At 72.2% G+C, this 17,007-nt stretch carries 15 protein-coding genes and 1 pseudogene; 4 read left to right on the top strand and 12 right to left on the bottom strand.

From position 1 onward, the window contains the following. Positions 1-74 precede the first annotated feature (74 nt). The 9 genes and pseudogenes from ACFWJ4_RS02460 to ACFWJ4_RS02420 form a co-directional block, all read right to left on the bottom strand. Positions 75-2,516: pseudogene (locus ACFWJ4_RS02460) on the bottom strand (NADH-quinone oxidoreductase subunit G); the annotation flags it as partial. Further along, positions 2,513-3,874 carry an NADH-quinone oxidoreductase subunit NuoF gene (nuoF, locus tag ACFWJ4_RS02455; RefSeq protein WP_380538438.1) on the bottom strand — a complete coding sequence of 454 codons (1,362 nt, stop codon included), beginning with the start codon at positions 3,872-3,874 and terminating at the stop codon, positions 2,513-2,515. The gene nuoF and the pseudogene ACFWJ4_RS02460, both read right to left, overlap by 4 nt. Further along, positions 3,874-4,743: an NADH-quinone oxidoreductase subunit NuoE gene (nuoE, locus tag ACFWJ4_RS02450; protein ID WP_380538481.1), complete on the bottom strand. Its 870-nt coding sequence runs from the start codon at positions 4,741-4,743 to the stop codon at positions 3,874-3,876. Before nuoE ends, nuoF begins: the two co-directional genes overlap by 1 nt. A gap of 17 nt (positions 4,744-4,760) precedes the next feature. Next, on the bottom strand, positions 4,761-6,101 hold the full coding sequence (locus ACFWJ4_RS02445; RefSeq protein ID WP_380538436.1) for an NADH-quinone oxidoreductase subunit D: 1,341 nt from the start codon (positions 6,099-6,101) through the stop codon (positions 4,761-4,763). Then, positions 6,101-6,814: an NADH-quinone oxidoreductase subunit C gene (locus tag ACFWJ4_RS02440; protein WP_359902256.1), complete on the bottom strand. Its 714-nt coding sequence runs from the start codon at positions 6,812-6,814 to the stop codon at positions 6,101-6,103. Before ACFWJ4_RS02440 ends, ACFWJ4_RS02445 begins: the two co-directional genes overlap by 1 nt. Next, positions 6,811-7,365 (bottom strand): NADH-quinone oxidoreductase subunit B family protein, encoded by a 555-nt coding sequence (locus ACFWJ4_RS02435; RefSeq protein WP_074005520.1) that lies wholly within the window; start codon positions 7,363-7,365, stop codon positions 6,811-6,813. The genes ACFWJ4_RS02440 and ACFWJ4_RS02435 overlap by 4 nt, the downstream gene beginning before the upstream one ends. A 128-nt stretch (positions 7,366-7,493) precedes the next feature. After that, complete coding sequence (locus tag ACFWJ4_RS02430; protein ID WP_030060100.1) at positions 7,494-7,853, bottom strand: NADH-quinone oxidoreductase subunit A; 360 nt, start codon at positions 7,851-7,853, stop codon at positions 7,494-7,496. Positions 7,854-8,646: 793 nt separating this feature from the next. Then, entirely contained in the window at positions 8,647-9,348 is a 702-nt protein-coding gene (locus ACFWJ4_RS02425) for a response regulator (protein ID WP_380538434.1), read from the bottom strand. A gap of 36 nt (positions 9,349-9,384) precedes the next feature. Beyond that, on the bottom strand, positions 9,385-10,464 hold the full coding sequence (locus ACFWJ4_RS02420) for a sensor histidine kinase (protein ID WP_380538432.1): 1,080 nt from the start codon (positions 10,462-10,464) through the stop codon (positions 9,385-9,387). Positions 10,465-10,666: 202 nt separating this feature from the next. Between ACFWJ4_RS02420 and ACFWJ4_RS02415 the strand changes: the two genes are divergently transcribed. Further along, positions 10,667-11,242, top strand: a complete 576-nt coding sequence (locus tag ACFWJ4_RS02415; protein ID WP_380538430.1) for a hypothetical protein — start codon at positions 10,667-10,669, stop codon at positions 11,240-11,242. 13 nt (positions 11,243-11,255) lie between these two features. Here the strand turns inward: ACFWJ4_RS02415 and ACFWJ4_RS02410 are convergent, their stop codons facing one another. Next, on the bottom strand, positions 11,256-12,278 hold the full coding sequence (locus tag ACFWJ4_RS02410; protein WP_380538428.1) for a DMT family transporter: 1,023 nt from the start codon (positions 12,276-12,278) through the stop codon (positions 11,256-11,258). A 302-nt stretch (positions 12,279-12,580) separates the two neighbouring features. On the opposite strand from ACFWJ4_RS02410, the gene ACFWJ4_RS02405 reads away from it, so the two are divergent. The 3 genes from ACFWJ4_RS02405 to ACFWJ4_RS02395 all read left to right on the top strand — a co-directional run bounded on the left by ACFWJ4_RS02405 (position 12,581) and on the right by ACFWJ4_RS02395 (position 14,502). Beyond that, positions 12,581-13,240: a TetR/AcrR family transcriptional regulator gene (locus ACFWJ4_RS02405; protein WP_380538426.1), complete on the top strand. Its 660-nt coding sequence runs from the start codon at positions 12,581-12,583 to the stop codon at positions 13,238-13,240. Between the two features lie 84 nt (positions 13,241-13,324). Next, positions 13,325-14,032, top strand: coding sequence for a peptidylprolyl isomerase (locus ACFWJ4_RS02400; RefSeq protein ID WP_380538424.1), 708 nt, complete (start codon positions 13,325-13,327; stop codon positions 14,030-14,032). A 113-nt stretch (positions 14,033-14,145) separates the two neighbouring features. After that, a complete protein-coding gene (locus ACFWJ4_RS02395; RefSeq protein ID WP_380538422.1) occupies positions 14,146-14,502 on the top strand; it encodes a MazG-like family protein in 357 nt (118 codons plus the stop codon). 216 nt (positions 14,503-14,718) lie between these two features. On the opposite strand, the gene ACFWJ4_RS02390 is transcribed toward ACFWJ4_RS02395, so the two are convergent. Next, a complete protein-coding gene (locus tag ACFWJ4_RS02390; protein WP_380538420.1) occupies positions 14,719-16,029 on the bottom strand; it encodes a geranylgeranyl reductase family protein in 1,311 nt (436 codons plus the stop codon). A gap of 200 nt (positions 16,030-16,229) precedes the next feature. After that, on the bottom strand, positions 16,230-16,925 hold the full coding sequence (locus tag ACFWJ4_RS02385) for a demethylmenaquinone methyltransferase (RefSeq protein ID WP_359902232.1): 696 nt from the start codon (positions 16,923-16,925) through the stop codon (positions 16,230-16,232). Positions 16,926-17,007 lie beyond the last annotated feature (82 nt).

The following is a 17,007-nucleotide window of genomic DNA, read 5'->3' as shown; positions in this document are numbered from 1 at the left end:
GCCCCGTCCGGTGCCGCCCCGTCCTGTGTCGTCGGGCCGGGATCGGCCTCGACCGCGGGCTCGGGCTCCGCCTCGGCCGCGGCGATCGTGACCAGGTGGCCGACGGTGGTGCCGAGCGCGCGCGGGGCACCGCCCGGAGTGGAGCCGAGCGGGACCCAGACCGTGCGGTCCGGGATCGAGTCGGTGACCTCCAGCGGCAGGGTCAGCGATCCGGCCGGGCCGGTCAGCCGCAGGGCCCCGGCCGCCTCCGCGCCGATCTCCTTGGCCGTCTCCGCCGAGATCCGGGCCACCGCCCGGTGCCGGGTGCCCGCCAGGTGCGGATCCCCCTGCTGCAGCGCGCCGTTGTCCAGCAGCAGGCGCCAACCCGCCAGCACCGCCTGGCCGGCGGCCGGCCGGGGCAGCGGGCCGGGGTGAGCCGCCGGGTCGGCCGTGCGGTCGCCCTCCCAGGGGGCGAAGCGGTCCAGCTCCAGCCGGGCCGCCCGGACGTCCGGCAGTCCCAGCCGCCCGCCCAACGCGTCCGCCAGCATGCTCAGCACCCGCAGGTCCGACTGAAGGTGACGGCCCATCTGCTGGTCCGGCTTGAGCGCGGCCTCGAACATCCGCACCCGGCCCTCCCAGTCCAGGAAGGTGCCGGCCTTCTCCGCCGCCGCAGCCACCGGCAGCACCACGTCGGCGCGCGCCGTCACCGCCGAGGGCCGCAGTTCCAACGACACCAGGAACGGCACCGCCGCCAGCGCCTCGTCGGCCAGCGCGGGGTCCGGCAGGTCGTCCGGGTCCACGCCGCCGACCAGCAGCGCGTCCAGCTCTCCGGCCACGACCGCCGCCAGGATCCCGTCGGTGTCCCGGCCCGGCCGGGACGGCAGCTCGGCCCCGCCCCACAGCTCGGCCGCCTCCGCCCGGGCCGCCGCGGCGGCCACCGGACGGCCGCCGGGCAGCAGGCCCGGCAGCGCGCCCGCCTCCACGGCCCCGCGCTCACCGGCCCGGCGCGGCACCCAGGCGAGCCTGGCGCCGGTCGCGTGCGCCAGGCGCAGCACCGCCGTCGGCCCGCCCGGGACGGCGGCCAGCCGCTCGCCCACCAGGATCACCGCACCCGGGGCGCGCAGCAGTTCCGCCGCCCGGCCCGCGTCGTCGTTCAGCGGCTCGTCCGCCGCCAGCGCCGCGAACCACTCCGGCTCGGTGCCGGGGGCGGCCGGCAGCAGCGCGCCGCGCAGCTTCGCCAGGCCCCGGGAACCGAACGCGGCCACCGAGAACACCTTCAGGCCCGTCGCCCTGGTCGCCTTGCGCAACCGCAGGAAGACGATCGGCGACTCCTCCTCCGGCTCGAAGCCCGCCAGCAGCACCGCCGGCGCCCGGTCGAGGTCCTCGTACGCCACGCCGGCGCCGTTCACGTCGACGCCCCGCCCGGCCACCGCCGCGGCCAGGAAGTCCGCCTCCTCACCGCTGTGCGGTCGGGCCCGGAAGTCCACGTCGTTGGTGCCGAGCACCACCCGCGCGAACTTCCCGTACGCGTAGGCGTCCTCGACCGTCACCCGGCCGCCGGCCAGCACCCCGGTCCGGGCCCCGCGCAGCCCCTCGGCCGCCCGGGCCAGCGCCTCCGGCCAGGAGGCCGGCACCAGCTCACCGTCCACCCGCACCAGCGGGGTGGTCAGCCGGTCGCGCTGCTGGGCGTAGCGGAAGGCGAAGCGGCCCTTGTCGCAGTTCCACTCCTCGTTCACCGCCGGGTCCTCGCCCGCCAGCCGGCGCAGCACCTTGCCGCGCCGGTGATCGGTGCGCTGCGCGCAGCCCGAGGCGCAGTGCTCGCACACGCTCGGCGAGGAGACCAGGTCGAAGGGGCGCGAGCGGAACCGGTACGCCGCCGAGGTCAACGCGCCCACCGGGCAGATCTGGATGGTGTTCCCGGAGAAGTACGACTCGAAGTCGTCGCCCTCGCCGGTGCCGACCTGCTGCAGTGCCCCGCGCTCCACCAGGTCGATGAACGGGTCCCCGGCGATCTGCTGCGAGAAGCGGGTGCAGCGCGCGCACAGCACGCAGCGCTCGCGGTCCAGCAGCACCTGGCTGCTGATCGGCACCGGCTTCTCGTAGGTGCGCTTCATCCCCTCGAAGCGGGAATCGGCGGCGCCGCTGGTCATCGCCTGGTTCTGCAGCGGGCACTCGCCGCCCTTGTCGCAGACCGGGCAGTCCAGCGGGTGGTTGATCAGCAGCAGCTCCATCACGCCGCGCTGGGCCTTCTCGGCCACCGGCGAGCTGAGCTGGGTGCGCACCACCATGCCCTCGGCCACCGGAACGGTGCAGGAGGCGACCGGCTTGCGCTGGCCCTCGATCTCGACGATGCACTGACGGCAGGCGCCGGCCGGATCGAGCAGCGGGTGGTCGCAGAAGCGCGGGATCTGGGTGCCGATGGTCTCGGCGGCCCTGATCACCAACGTTCCCTTGGGGACCCGCACTTCGACGCCGTCGACGGTGAGCGTGACCAGTTCGACCGCGGTCTCGGAGGCGGTTGGCTCTGTGATCGTCACGCGTGCACCTCCCTTTCGGTGGCGGACTGGTGGCCGGGGCGGGGGCCGTCGGCCCAGACGGTGGAGGCGGCCGGGTCGAACGGGCAGCGGCGCTCGGCCAGGTGCTGCTCGTACTCGGCCCGGAAGTGCTGGAGCGAGGAGACGATCGGGCTGGCCGCGCCGTCGCCCAGGGCGCAGAAGGACTTGCCGTTGATGTTGTCGGCGATGTCGAGGAGCTTCTCCAGGTCCCCGTCGACGCCCTCGCCCGCCTCGATCCGCTGCAGCAGCTGGACCAGCCAGTAGGTGCCCTCGCGGCAGGGGGTGCACTTGCCGCAGGACTCGTGGGCGTAGAACTCCGTCCAGCGGGTGACGGCCCGCACCACGCAGGTGGTCTCGTCGAAGACCTGGAGCGCCTTGGTGCCGAGCATCGAGCCGGCCGCGCCGACGCCCTCGTAGTCCAGCGGGACGTCGAGGTGCTCGTCGGTGAACATCGGGGTGGAGGAGCCGCCCGGGGTCCAGAACTTCAGCCGGTGCCCTGGGCGGATGCCGCCACTGAGGTCGAGCAGCTGGCGCAGCGTGATGCCGAGCGGGGCCTCGTACTGGCCGGGGTTGGTGACGTGGCCGGAGAGCGAGTAGAGCGTGAAGCCGGGGGACTTCTCGGTGCCCAGGGCCTTGAACCACTCCTTGCCGCGGGACAGGATCGGCGGCACCGAGGCGATCGACTCGACGTTGTTGACCACCGTCGGGCAGGCGTACAGGCCGGCGATCGCCGGGAACGGGGGCCGCAGCCTCGGCTGGCCGCGGCGGCCCTCCAGCGAGTCCAGCAGCGCCGTCTCCTCGCCGCAGATGTAGGCGCCGGCCCCGGCGTGCACGGTGATGTCGAGGTCGATCCCCGAGCCGAGGATGTTCCGGCCCAGCAGCCCGGCCCCGTACGCCTCGGCGACGGCCGCGTGCAGCCGGCGCAGCACCGGGACGACCTCGCCGCGCAGGTAGATGAAGGCGTGGTCGCAGCGGATCGCGTAGGAGGCGATGATCATGCCCTCGATCAGCACGTGCGGGTTGGCGAACAGCAGCGGGATGTCCTTGCAGGTGCCCGGCTCGGACTCGTCCGCGTTGACCACCAGGTAGTGCGGCTTGCCGTCGTTCTGCGGGATGAACTGCCACTTCATGCCGGTCGGGAAGCCGGCACCGCCGCGGCCGCGCAGGCCGGCTTCCTTGACCAGGGCGATCACGTCGTCCGGCGGCATGGCGAGGGCCGCCTTGAGGCCCTCGTAGCCGTGGTGGCGGCGGTAGGTGTCGAGCGTCCAGGGGCGGCTGTCGTCCCAGGAGTCGGACAGGACCGGGGTGAGCAGCTTCTCGGCCGGCTCGGCGGAGGTCATCACGCTTCGCTCCCTTCCTGGCCCTTGCCCACCTGGCCGTTGTTCGTCTGGCTGTTGCCCGCCTGGGGGTTGCTTGCCTGGCCGTTGCTTGCCGGGCCGTTGTTCGCCTGGCCGGTGCTTGCCTGGCCGTTGTTCGCCGGGCCGCTGCCCTCGTGGCGGGGGGACGCGGGGCGGGGGGAGACCACCTTGGTGCCGGCGGTGCCGGGCAGCGCCTCGCCGCGGGCCAGCCGTAGACCGGCCAGGGACGGCGCGCCCCCGGCTCCGGACTCGTCGTTGGCGCCCGGGCGCTCGTCCGGGAAGCCGGCCAGGATCCGGGCGGTCTCCTTGAAGCCGCACAGCCGGGCGCCGCGGGTGGGCCGGACCTCACGGCCGGCACGCAGGTCGTCGACCAGCTGCCGGGCGCTCTCCGGGGTCTGGTTGTCGAAGAACTCCCAGTTGACCATCACCACGGGCGCGTAGTCGCAGGCCGCGTTGCACTCGATGTGCTCGATCGAGACCTCGCCGTCCTCGGTGGTCTCGTTGTTGCGGACACCCAGGTGCTCCTGGAGCTCGGCGAAGATCTGGTCGCCGCCGAGCACCGCGCACAGGGTGTTGGTGCAGACCCCGACGTGGTACTTCCCGGCCGGGCGGCGCCGGTACATGGTGTAGAAGGTCGCGACCGCGGTGACCTCGGCGGTGGTGAGGTCCAGCTGTTCGGCGCAGAAGCGGATCCCGGTCGGGCTGACGAAACCCTCCTCGGCCTGCACCAGGTGCAGCAGCGGCAGCAGCGCCGAGCGTGGCTGCGGGTAGCGGGCGATCAGCTCGGCGGAGTCGGCGGCCAGCCTGGCGTGCACCTCCTCGGGGTACGGTGCGGCCGGCAGTGCCGGCAGTCCGAGTTCGACGTTGGTCACCGGTCCACGCCTCCCATCACCGGGTCGATCCCGGCCACCGCGACGATCACGTCGGCCACCTGGCCGCCCTCGCACATCGCCGCCATCGTCTGCAGATTGGTGAACGACGGATCCCGGAAATGGACCCGGTACGGGCGCGTCCCGCCGTCGCTGACCACGTGCACGCCCAGCTCGCCCTTGGGCGACTCGACCGCCACGTACGCCTGGCCGACCGGGACCCGGAAGCCCTCGGTGACCAGCTTGAAGTGGTGGATCAGGGCCTCCATCGAGGTGCCCATGATCTTGCGGATGTGGTCGAGGGAGTTGCCCAGCCCGTCCGGGCCGACGGCCAGTTGGGCGGGCCAGGCGATCTTCTTGTCGGCCACCATGACCGGGCCCGGACGCAGCCGGTCCAGGCACTGCTCGACGATCCGCAGCGACTGCTTCATCTCCTCCAGGCGGATCAGGAAGCGGCCGTAGGAGTCGGCGCTGTCGGCGATCGCGACCTCGAAGTCGTAGTCCTGGTAGCCGCAGTACGGGTCGGTCTTGCGCAGGTCGTGCGGCAGGCCGGTGGCGCGCAGGATCGGGCCGGTGGCGCCGAGGGCCAGACAGCCGGGCAGGTCCAGGAAGCCGACGTCGACCAGGCGGGCCTTGAACACCGGGTTGCCGGTGGCGAGTTTGTCGTACTCGTGCATCCGGGAGCGGAAGACCTTGACCGCCTCGCGGATCTGGTCGACGGCGCCGGGCGGCAGGTCCTGGGCGAGACCGCCGGGGCGCACGTACGCGTGGTTCATGCGCAGACCGGTGACCAGCTCGAAGACGTCCAGGATCAGCTCGCGGTCCCGGAAGCCGTAGATCATCAGGGTGGTGGAGCCGATCTCCATGCCGCCGGTGGCCAGGCAGACCAGGTGCGAGGCGATCCGGTTGAGCTCCATCATCATCACGCGGATGACGCTGGCGCGGTCCGGGACGTCGCCGGTGATGCCGAGCAGCTTCTCGACCGCCAGGCAGTAGGCGGTCTCGTTGAACAGCGGGGTCAGGTAGTCCATGCGGGTCACGAAGGTGGTGCCCTGGACCCAGCTGCGGAACTCCATGTTCTTCTCGATGCCGGTGTGGAGGTAGCCGATGCCGCAGCGGGCCTCCTTCACCGTCTCGCCGTCGATCTCCAGGATCAGCCGCAGCACGCCGTGGGTGGACGGGTGCTGGGGGCCCATGTTGACGATGATGCGCTCGTCGTCGGCCCGGCCGACCGCCTCGACCACCTCGCCCCAGTCACCGCCGGTGACGGTGAAGACCCGACCCTCGGTGGTATCGCGGGCGTCCGCTTCCTCGGTCTCTCCAAAGTGCTGGGTGTTCATCAGCTGTACGACCTCCGCTGGTCGGGAGCCGGGATCTGGGCGCCCTTGTACTCGACGGGGATGCCGCCGAGCGGGTAGTCCTTGCGCTGCGGGTGGCCCAGCCAGTCGTCCGGCATCATGATCCGGGTGAGCGCGGGGTGGCCCTCGAAGACCAGGCCGAAGAAGTCGTAGGCCTCGCGCTCGTGCCAGTCGTTGGTCGGGTAGACGCTCACCACGGAGGGGATGCGCGGGTCGGCGTCGGGTGCGGTGACTTCCAGCCGGATCAGCCGGCCGTGGGTGATCGAGCGCAGGTGGTAGACCGCGTGCAGCTCGCGGCCCTTGTCGCCGGGGTAGTGCACGCCGCTCACGCCCAGGCACAGCTCGAAGCGCAGCGCCGGGTCGTCGCGGAGGATGCGGGCGGTCCCCAGCAGGTGGTCGCGGTCGATGTGGAAGGTGAGCTCGCCGCGGTCGACCACGGTCCTCTCGATCACCTCGACCGGGTCCAGGCCCTGCTCCTCCAGGGCGCCCTCCAGCTCGTCGGCGACCTCGTCGAACCAGCCGCCGTACGGGCGTTCGCTCGGACCGGGCAGCACGATCGGGGCGGCCAGACCGCCGAAGCCGGAGGTGTCGCCGCTGCCCGTGGCACCGAACATGCCCTGGCGGCGGCCGACCACCTCGACCGGGATCTCGCGGACCGGCTGCTCGCGGCGGGTCTCGGGTACCTGGTCGTTCATCGCAGCTGCCCCCGCATCTCGCTGATCGGGGTGGCCTTCAGGGCGAGCGCCTCACCGAGCTCCTCGGCCCGGCGCCTGTTCACGCCCAGCGGCTCGTGCTGGATCTTGTCGTGCAGCTTCAGGATGGCGTCCATCAGCATCTCCGGACGGGGCGGACAGCCGGGCAGGTAGATGTCCACCGGCACGATGTGGTCGACGCCCTGGACGATCGCGTAGTTGTTGAACATCCCGCCGGACGAGGCGCAGACACCCATCGAGATGACCCACTTGGGGTTGGGCATCTGGTCGTACACCTGGCGCAGCACCGGGGCCATCTTCTGACTCACCCGCCCCGCCACGATCATCAGATCGGCCTGCCGGGGGGAGCCCCGGAAGACCTCCATGCCGAACCGGGCCAGGTCGTAGCGGCCCGCCCCGGTGGTCATCATCTCGATCGCGCAGCAGGCCAGACCGAAGGTGGCCGGGAAGAGTGACGCCTTGCGCACCCAGCCGGCGGCCGTCTCCACCGTCGTGAGCAGAAAGCCGCTCGGCAGCTTCTCCTCGATTCCCATCAGATCCCTCTCAATGCCCTCGAGTCCGCTGATACGTGGGCCGGTTCTGGCTTGTCCGCTCGTTCACAAGCGGGCGCGCAGCCGGCGGACGGGTGGGGTCACCACCCCGCGCTCGGACCACCCCGCGCTCAGTCCCACTCCAGGCCGCCGCGCCGCCACACGTAGGCGTACGCGACGAAGACGGTGGCGATGAACAGGAGCATCTCGACCAGCCCGAAGATCCCCAGGGCGTCGAAGGTCACCGCCCAGGGGTAGAGGAAGACGATCTCGATGTCGAAGACGATGAAGAGCATCGCCGTCAGGTAGTACTTGATCGGGAACCGACCGCCGCCCACGGGCTGCGGTGTCGGCTCGATGCCGCACTCGTACGCCTCCAACTTGGCCCGGTTGTAGCGCTTGGGGCCGGTGAGTGAGGCCATCACGACGGAGCCGACCGCGAACGCCGCCGCGATGGCACCGAGTACGAGGATCGGCGCGTAGGCATTCATAGCCCCCGCTCCCTCCGTCCAGTCGTCCTTGACTGCAGATCGGAACCGGCGGGTCACACAGAGGTGAACCCGCGTTCCAGTTCCCGAGATCCACCTCATGTGAGGCAGTTCACAAAGCCTGGAACGAGCGCATCCTATGCCCGTCGGCTTGTGATCTGCGACACGCAGTTCACGGTCACCTTTGTGATCTACGACACCCTTCGAATGGGGTCGAATATGAACATGCCCAGATTTGTCGACGCAAAGCAGTCAAATGATCACAAGCAGTCGCATTTACTTGTGAAGCGGCAGGTCAGGGGCGTGTTCCTATATCAACTATGCGTCGGACCGAGCAAATTTCCAGGCGTCATGTTGACGTGTTATAGAGGCTCACTCGCAGGGGTGGCGGGGGTCCGAACGCTCGCTTGACCCTTCGTTCACAAGCGCGCGAGCTTGTCGTTGAACGGGGTTCCCCTGCCGCTCCCCCAGCCGCCCGATTCCTCCACCGGGCACCTCCACGTGCCGCCTCCGTGTCGCCTCGGTGTCGCCTCCGTGTCGCCTCGGACAGGCCCGCCTCAGGCCGGCATTTCGAGCGGGCCGGGGCGCGCAGGCGGGGGTACCCGGTGGAGGCCCGCAGGGGAGGGCGCGCAGGGGGAGGCGCGCAGGGGGAGGCGCGCAGGCGGGGGTGCCCGGTGGAGGCCCGCAGGGGAGAGCGCGCAGGGGGAGGCGCGCAGGACAGGGTGGGGCAGGGGGGTGGGGGTGGGGGCAGGCGGGGTGCGGACTGCCCCGGGCGCTCGCCCCGGGCTGGGGCCGGCTACTGGCGGCCCGCCGCCTGCTCCCAGATCCAGGCCGCGATGCCCACCCGGTTACGGGCTCCGATCTTGCGCTGGATATTGGCGAGGTGGTTCTTCACCGTCCCCGGCGAGATGAACAGCCCCGCGCCGATCTCGGCGTTGGTCGCGCCGTCCGCCACCAGCTCGGCGATCTCCCTTTCCCTCGTGGTCAGTTCCTCCGTCGGGCCGGCCGTCGACTGCGGAGCCACCGCGGCCGCCTTGGCGCCGCCCCGCCCGGGCACCGGCTCCGCACCCGGGAGTGCCATGTGCCGCAGGAGCCGGACGGTGATCTGCGGGCTGATCAACGCGTCCCCCGCCATCGCCGCCCGGACCGCCTCGATCAGCAGCACCGGCCCCGACCGCTTCAGCAGGAATCCGGCCGCCCCGTGCCGCAGTGCCGTGTGCACGTACTCGTCCAGGTCGAAGGTGGTCACCACGATCACCTTGCACTGGTCGGCCAGCTGCCGTGTGACCTCCAGACCGTCGAGCTTCGGCATCCGGATGTCCGCGAGCACCACATCCGGCCGCAGCCTCCTGGCCTCCTGCACCGCAGCGGCACCGTCTGCCGCCTCCGCCACCACCACCATGTCCGGCTGAACGTCCAGGATCATCCGGAACGCACTGCGCACGTCCGCCTGGTCGTCCGCGATCAGGATCCGAATCGGCCCTGTGCCGCTGCCCATCTCCGTACCTCCCCGCTCCCCGTCCCGCCTCGGCTCCTACGCACTCGCCGGCCCCGCACCGGCCACCTCCAGTGGCAGCACCGCCGTCACCCGCCAGGCCTCCCGCTCGTGCGGGCCGGCTTCCAGCGAACCTCCGAGGGCCTCGACCCGGGCCGCCAAGCCCGGCAGGCCGCTGCCGCCGCCCCGGCGCGGCCGCCCTGCCGGACCCGGCGACCGACCGTCGTTGGTCACCGTCAGCTCCAGCCGCCCGCCGCTGCGGCGGGCCCGGATCTCGATCTCCCGCGCGGCCGGAGCATGCCGCCGGACATTGGTCAGGGACTCGACCACGATCCGGTGGACGGTGCCCTCCACCTCGCGCGGCACCGGCTCCTCCGGCAGCTCCAGACGGACCTCGGCTCCACCCGTCGCGGTGAACCGCTCGGCCACCTCGGCGAGTTCGGCGAGTCCGGGCTGCGGACCACGGCCTCCGCCCTCCTCGCTGCGCAGCAGCTGTACCGTCCGGTCCAGCGAGGCCAGTGCCCGCTGCCCGGCCTGCTCTATTCGCTGGAACATCTCCGCCGCCCGGGCCGGATCGATCCCGGCCAGGTAGGCCCCCGCCTGGGCCTGGGCGACCATGCCGCTGACATCGTGCGCCACGAAGTCGTGCAGGTCGTGGGCCAGCTCCAGCCGCTGTGCCCGCCTGGCCTCGGCCACCGCCTTGTTGCGCACCTCGTCCAGGCCCCGCAGGTAGAGCCCGATAAGCACGGCCGGCAGCGAGAGCATCGATCCGAACCCGAAGAGCGTGAGCGTGTCCGCGGGCCCCTCGATGAACACGAACCGGGACGGCCAGAGGGCGACCGCTCCGCAGGCCGTCCAGGCGGCCGCCGCACACCACGGGCCGTCCTCGGCGCGCAGGCCGACGACCACCGACAGCAGCAGGACGGCCAGCTCCACCAGGCCCAGCAGCCCGGCCCAGCGCTGCCCCTCCGCCCAGCGGCCGAGGAACCAGACGGCGGCCGTGACCGCGACCGACGCCGCCCCGAGCGCCATGGTCACGGCCGCCGCCCCGTACCGCCGCCGCACCGACCAGACGATCGGCACCAGTACCAGGACGACCCCGGAAAGGATCTGAGTCATCGTCACCACCTCCCTCGACTCCTCGACTGCCGTCACATTACGACGCCGCCCATGCGTCGCGCCTGTGCCGATCGGCATATTTCAAAGGCGGGTTGAGCAGGAGGAACAGCCCGATCGGCATCTGCCGCGAACCCCTGGCGGGGCTCCAGTCTTGAGTCGTCGCACCGGCCACGGAGGCCGGAGCCGAAGGGAGTCCACCACCATGTCGAAGCTCGTGATCAACGCCCGCGGCACTGCCCACCGGGCCGCGGCGGCCGCCCCGGACGTCCCGCCCGCACCGCGCTGGGCCCGGCTCGCCGCCAAGGCCGCCGTCCTGACCACCGTCCCCTCGGGGCTGTGGCGGATCGCCTTCGGCTTCGGCGTCCCGGTCGGCTTCAGCGGCGCGACGCTCGCCGGGTACGCCGAGCACCAGCCGGGCTGGGGCACGCTCTACTGCGTGGCGCTGAGCGCCCTGGCCGAGTCGCTGGCCTTCCTGACCCTGGGCCTGGTCCGGCCCTGGGGGCTGGTGGCACCCCGGTGGATACCGCTGCTGGGCGGCCGTCGGGTCCGGCCACTCGCCGCGATCGTCCCGGCGTTGCTGGGCTCGGTGATCCTCACCTCTCTCGGTACGAGCGCACTCCTCGGCGGTTGGGCCCGCAACCTGGCCGAACCGGATTCTCCGCACGGTCTCGCCGGCGTGGTGATGACGCTCGCCTACCTGCCCCTGGTCGCCTGGGGCCCGCTGCTCGGTGCGGTCACCCTCGACTACGCCCGCCGGACGATGTGGCGGCACCGGTGACGAGGGCGGCCGGTCACACCTGGGCCGGCTCCGCGCTCGGCCCCACCGCATCCCTCCCGCTCGCGCCCTCGCTCGCGCCCTCGTCCTCGCCCTCGTCCTCGTTCCGGATCAGGGCCGGCGCGGGGGCCGGCGCGGGGGCCGTGCGCCGACCCCACTCCGTCGCGACCAGCACCAGGGCTCCGCCGAGCAGGGCGAGCGGGCCCATCCGGTTCCCGGCCAGGGTGATCCCGAAGACGGCGGCCCACAACGGCTCGGTGCCGAGCAACAGGCTCACCCGCGAAGGCGACGTGGCCCGCACGGCCCACATCTGAACGAAGAAGGCGAACAGAGTGCAGAACAAGGACAGATGCAGCAGCCAGGCCCACTGGCCGGCTCCGTACGAACGGGCGACCGTCCACGGCGCAGGGCCGACCGACAGCGCGACGACGGAGAACACCCCGGTGGCCACGGCGAGTTGGACCCAGGTGACGGCGAGCATGTCGGTGTCGCGGACGGCTCGGGTGCGGGCCATCGCGAGGACGTACGCCGAGCGGACGAGGGCGGCGCCCAGCACCAGCAGATCTCCGAGCGTCGGAGGGCGCAGCCCGCCGTCGCCGGTGAGCAGGGCGACACCAAGGACGGCCAGCCCGGCGGCCGCGAGGAAGGCCTTCGGTGGTGCGGTCCGGCCGAGGGCGCTCTCGCCGAGCGGGGTGAGCACCATGGCGAGGCTGATGATCAGTCCGGCGTTGGTCGCGGAGGTGTGCACGGCTCCGTAGGTCTCCAGCAGGAAGATCCCGCTGAGCACCAGCCCCAGTGCGGCACCGCCGAGCCACTCGGCGCGGCTCAGCCTCCGTAGGGCGCGCCAGGCGACCATCCCGAGCAGCGGCAGCACCAGCCCGAACCGCAGCACGAGCATCGCCACGACCGTCCCGGGCTCGGCCACGCGCTGGACGGCGAGGAAGCTCGATCCCCACACCACGGCCACGAGCAGGACCGGAAGATCACGAAGGACCGACGAGGACGAACCCTCGGGCAGGTCGGACAAGGAGGCTGACATGCGAAAGATCCCTCCGAACGGACGGAACCGGCGGGCGCGAGTACCGTACGGCGTCGGACGGACCCAAAAGCCGGGCGGAGAGCCCGGCGGCGGACGAGGTGGAGCGTGGAGCGAAGGTGCGCCATCCTCGCGCACCGGGCCGCCGATGATCAATGCCCCGCGCGGGCACCGATGGGTCGGGCGACGAGCAGGTGGCCACGGCGGGCGGGCAGACTCTGCTCGTAATGCAACTTGAGTCGCATTACGATGACCACGGCGCGACCGTCACGCCACAGCAATCCCTGACGCGACCGGAGTCGACTTTGACTGAGGCCACCCACCCCGCGCCGGAACCCCGCACCCCCACCCCGCGCCCGGGCGGCCGCAGCGCCCGGGTCCGGGCGGAGGTGGTCGCCGCGACGCTCGCCGAAGTCACCGAGAAGGGGTACGACGACCTCACCGTCGAGGCGGTCGCCACCCGCTCCGGCGCCCACAAGGCGACCCTCTACCGACGCTGGGGCGGAGTGGACGGCCTGGTCGCCGACGCCCTGACCGCCTCCGCCGACCAGCCCTGGCCCCTGCCCGACACCGGAGAGCTCCAACAGGACCTCCGCCGGATCACCCAGGAGGTGTTCAGCGTCTTCACCGACCCGGTGCTCGGCCCCACACCGATAGCGCTGATCTCCGCCGCCCAGCGCTCGGACGCCGGCGCGGCCGCCCTCCGCGCCTTCTTCGCGGCCCGGCACCGCCAGGCCGCCGATGTGGCCGAACGGGCCGTGGCCCGGGGCGAGCTCCCCACGGGGACGGACGGCGCCGAGGTGATCCGGGCCGCCACCGCACCGCTCTACTATCGCCTGTTCGTCTCCGGCGAGCCCCTGGACGCCCGCACCGCCGAGCGGGCCGCCGACGCCGCGGCCCTGGCCGCACGCGCCGGGCTCTTCACCACCACCGCAACCATCACGACCACCACGGAACAGAACTGACAAGCCATCACACCACTGCCGTCCGAGGAGCCACGGCCGCCCCAACCCCTACCGCATCCCCATCCGGCCGTGGATGATGCACCCATGACAACCCTGCCGTCCACCACTCCCCGGAAGGTCCGTCACGTGAAGCGCACGCACTGGGCGCTGGTCGCCGCCGCCACCGTCCTCCCGCTCGTGGCGAGCACCGGCACCGCCGTCGCGGACGCCCCCGCGGCCGGCACCCCCACCGCCGGCTGCACCTACACACCGGCCGTCCCGGCCGACAACTTCAAGGGCATCCCGGTGTTCGACGCCAAGAAGGCGGCGAAGCCCTACCGCGCGACACTGCGGACCAGCCAGGGCCAGATCACCTTCGAGGCGCTGACCGACAAGGCGCCCTGCACCACCTTCTCGTTCCGGTTCCTCGCCGAGCACGACTACTTCGACCGCAGCCACTGCCACCGCCTCACCACCCAGCGGATCTACGTCCTCCAGTGCGGCGACCCGACCGGCACGGGCAGCGGCGGTCCGGGCTACTCCTTCCCGGACGAGAACCTGACCGGCGCCACCTACCCGGCCGGAACCGTGGCCATGGCCAACGCCGGTCCGAACACCAACGGCAGCCAGTTCTTCTTCGTCTGGAAGGACACCAAGCTCTCCCCCGCCTACACGCCCTTCGGCCGGATCACCGCCGGCCTGGACGTGCTCCAGAAGATCGCCGCCGGCGGCGAGGACGACCAGAACAACCCGGGCGACGGCTTCCCCACGCTCCCGGTGAACATCCGCAACGTGAAGATCAGCGCCCGCTGACCGGGCGGGCCGGACAGCCCCGGCCCGCCACCCGCCACCCGCCGTCCCCCGCTCCCCGCTCCCGTACGGTGGCAGCACCAACGACACCGCAACGGGAGCAGGAGCAGCACCGCATGGACAGCCGGATCTGGGAGAGCGTCGACCACCTGGTCGCATGGCTTGACGAGCAGAGCACGCAGTCGCCCCAGGAGGAGCGACTGCTGCGGATCCTCAAGCTCTCCGAGGAGATCGGCGAGGTCGGTGCGGCGGTGGTCGGTGCCACCGGCCAGAACCCGCGCAAGGGGGTCACCCACACCTGGGAGGACGTCCAGCACGAGCTCTGCGACGTCGTCTTCTCCGCCCTCGTCGCCCTGAGGACCCTCACCCCCGACGCGGCCCGGGTCTTCTCCGAGCGCCTCGCCTACGTCGAACAGCGCTCCACCGCCTCCCGGCGGGCGCCGGAGGAACCCCCGGCGGTCGACGAGGCATAGGCGACGCCCCCGTCAGAGGCGCGCCGTCCCCTCGGGTCAGGCCTCCTCCTGGCCCGGACGGGCCAGACACCCGACCGGACCGGGCGCCGAACGGGACCAGGTGCCGAACAGGACCAGGCGCCCGACCGAACCCGGCGCCGAACAGGACCAGGCGCCCGACCGAACCCGGCGCCGGACAGGACCAGGCGCCCGACCGGGTCGGACACCCGATCCGGGTCAGGCGTTCGGAGCGACCCTGGCGAGGCCGTTGATCACACGGTCCATCGCGTCGCCGCCCTGCGGGTCGGTGAGGTTGGCGAGCAGCTTGAGGGTGAAGCGCATCAGCATCGGGTGGGTGAGGCCGCGCTGGGTGGCGATCTGCATCACCTTGGGGTTGCCGATGAGCTTCACGAAGGCGCGGCCCAGCGTGTAGTAGCCGCCGTACACGTCCTTGAGGATGCGCGGGTAGGCCTGGAGGGCGCGCTCGCGGCCGCCGTCGGTGACCCGGGCGAGGGCCTGCACGATGACCCCGGCGGCGATCTGGCCGGATTCCATCGCGTAGGCGATGCCCTCGCCGTTGAAGGGGTTGACCATGCCGCCCGCGTCGCCGACCAGCAGCAGGCCGCGGGTGTAGTGCGGCTGCCGGTTGAAGGCCATCGGCAGTGCGGCGCCGCGGATCGGCTCGGTCATGTTCTCGGGGGTGTAGCCCCACTCCTCCGGCATGCCGGCGCACCAGGCCTTGAGCACCTCGCGCCAGTCCAGCTCGCCGAAGGCCGGCGAGGAGTTGAGGATGCCGAGGCCGACGTTGGAGGTGCCGTCGCCCATGCCGAAGACCCAGCCGTACCCGGGCAGCAGCTTGCGCTCGCTGCCGCGGGTGTCCCACAGCTCCAGCCAGGACTCCAGGTAGTCGTCGTCGTGGCGCGGCGAGGTGAAGTAGGTGCGGTAGGCGACGCCCATCGGGCGGTCCTCGCGCCGGTGCAGACCCATGGCGAGGGAGAGCCGGGTGGAGTTGCCGTCGGCGGCGACAACCAGCGGGGCCCGGAAGGTGACCGGCCGCTTCTCGTCGCCGAGCTTGGCGGTGACGCCGACGATCCGGCCGGTGCGCTCGTCCAGGACCGGCCCGCTGACGTTGCAGCGCTCGAAGAGCCGCGCGCCGGCCTTCTCGGCCTGACGGGCGAGCAGCTCGTCGAAGTCGGCGCGCTTGCGCACCAGGCCGTAGTCGGGGAAGGAGGACAGCTCGGGCCAGTCCAGCTCCAGCCGGACACCGCCGCCGATGATGCGCAGGCCCTTGTTGTGCAGCCAGCCGTTCTCGGTGGAGACGTCGATGCCCATGTCCACCAGCTGCTTGGTGGCGCGCGGGGTCAGGCCGTCGCCGCACACCTTCTCGCGCGGGAAGGCGGTCTTCTCCAGCAGCAGCACGTCCAGCCCGGCCTGGGCCAGGTAGTACGCGGTGGTGGAGCCGGCCGGGCCCGCGCCGACCACGATGACGTCGGCCGTGCTCTCCACGGGGCTGTCCGGCTTCGTCAGATCGGCTGCGGTCTCGGACACGTGGACACACTCCTGGAACTGCGGCTGGGGGACGGCGGCTCTGTCTCCGGCAGTCTAGTTCCGCTCACGTCACCGGATGCGCCCCCGCCCCCGACCGCCGGACCCGAGCCGCGGTCCCGCGCCGCACCGATCGAGCCGCGGCACCCCGGAGCCGTGACACCCGGGCCCGGATCGGTCGGGGCCGGATCGGTCGGGGCCGGCTACGCGATCTTGTAGGCCCGGTGCAGCGCGACGATCCCGCCGGTCAGGTTCCGCCAGGCGACCTTCGACCAGCCGTTGTCCTGGAGCCTGGTGGCCAGCCCGGGCTGGTCCGGCCAGGCCCGGATGGACTCGGCGAGGTAGACGTACGCGTCCGGGTTGCTGCTGACGGCGGTGGCCACCGGCGGCAGCGCGCGCATCAGGTACTCGGTGTAGACCGTCCGGAACGGCGTCCAGGTCGGGGTGGAGAACTCGCAGATCACCAGCTTGCCGCCGGGCTTGGTGACCCGCAGCATCTCGCGCAGCCCCGCGTCGGTGTCCTGGACGTTGCGCAGCGCGAAGGAGATCGTCACCGAGTCGAAGGTGTCGTCCGCGAACGGCAGCCGGGTGGCGTCGCCGGCGGTGAGCGCCAGCTCGGGGTGGCGGCGCTTGCCCTCGGCGAGCATGCCGACCGAGAAGTCGCACGGGACGACCTCGGCCCCGGCCTCGGCGAAGGGCAGCGAGGAGGTGCCGGTGCCGGCCCCGAGGTCGAGCACGAGGTCCCCCGGCCCGGCGGCCACCGTCTCGGCCACCGCCCGGCGCCAGGCGCGGGCCTGGCCGAGGGAGAGCACGTCGTTGGTGCGGTCGTACTTGGCCGCGACGTCGTCGAACATGGCGGCGACTTCGTGCGGCTGCTTGTCCAGAGAGGCTCGGGTCACGCCCCCATTGTTCACCCTCGCACGGACGCCCCGACCAACGGGGCACACCGATCCGGAGCCGAGCCCGGAGCCGAACCCGGCC

This window comes from Kitasatospora sp. NPDC127067 (assembly GCF_042724755.1).
Classification (GTDB): Bacteria; Actinomycetota; Actinomycetes; order Streptomycetales; family Streptomycetaceae; genus Kitasatospora; species Kitasatospora lactacystinica.
Note: the sequence above shows the minus strand (reverse complement) of the source record. Positions and strands in the feature narration are given on the sequence as shown.

What these genes read in the sequence shown, in the direction of transcription:
- nuoF (WP_380538438.1), bottom strand. Translation starts at nt 3,874, where the DNA reads ATGACCTCCGCCGAGCCGGCCGAGAAGCTGCTCACCCCGGTCCTGTCC.
- ACFWJ4_RS02445 (WP_380538436.1), bottom strand. Translation starts at nt 6,101, where the DNA reads ATGAACACCCAGCACTTTGGAGAGACCGAGGAAGCGGACGCCCGCGAT.
- ACFWJ4_RS02440 (WP_359902256.1), bottom strand. Translation starts at nt 6,814, where the DNA reads ATGAACGACCAGGTACCCGAGACCCGCCGCGAGCAGCCGGTCCGCGAG.
- ACFWJ4_RS02435 (WP_074005520.1), bottom strand. Translation starts at nt 7,365, where the DNA reads ATGGGAATCGAGGAGAAGCTGCCGAGCGGCTTTCTGCTCACGACGGTG.
- ACFWJ4_RS02430 (WP_030060100.1), bottom strand. Translation starts at nt 7,853, where the DNA reads ATGAATGCCTACGCGCCGATCCTCGTACTCGGTGCCATCGCGGCGGCG.
- ACFWJ4_RS02425 (WP_380538434.1), bottom strand. Translation starts at nt 9,348, where the DNA reads ATGGGCAGCGGCACAGGGCCGATTCGGATCCTGATCGCGGACGACCAG.
- ACFWJ4_RS02420 (WP_380538432.1), bottom strand. Translation starts at nt 10,464, where the DNA reads ATGACTCAGATCCTTTCCGGGGTCGTCCTGGTACTGGTGCCGATCGTC.
- ACFWJ4_RS02415 (WP_380538430.1), top strand. Translation starts at nt 10,667, where the DNA reads ATGTCGAAGCTCGTGATCAACGCCCGCGGCACTGCCCACCGGGCCGCG.
- ACFWJ4_RS02410 (WP_380538428.1), bottom strand. Translation starts at nt 12,278, where the DNA reads ATGTCAGCCTCCTTGTCCGACCTGCCCGAGGGTTCGTCCTCGTCGGTC.
- ACFWJ4_RS02400 (WP_380538424.1), top strand. Translation starts at nt 13,325, where the DNA reads ATGACAACCCTGCCGTCCACCACTCCCCGGAAGGTCCGTCACGTGAAG.
- ACFWJ4_RS02395 (WP_380538422.1), top strand. Translation starts at nt 14,146, where the DNA reads ATGGACAGCCGGATCTGGGAGAGCGTCGACCACCTGGTCGCATGGCTT.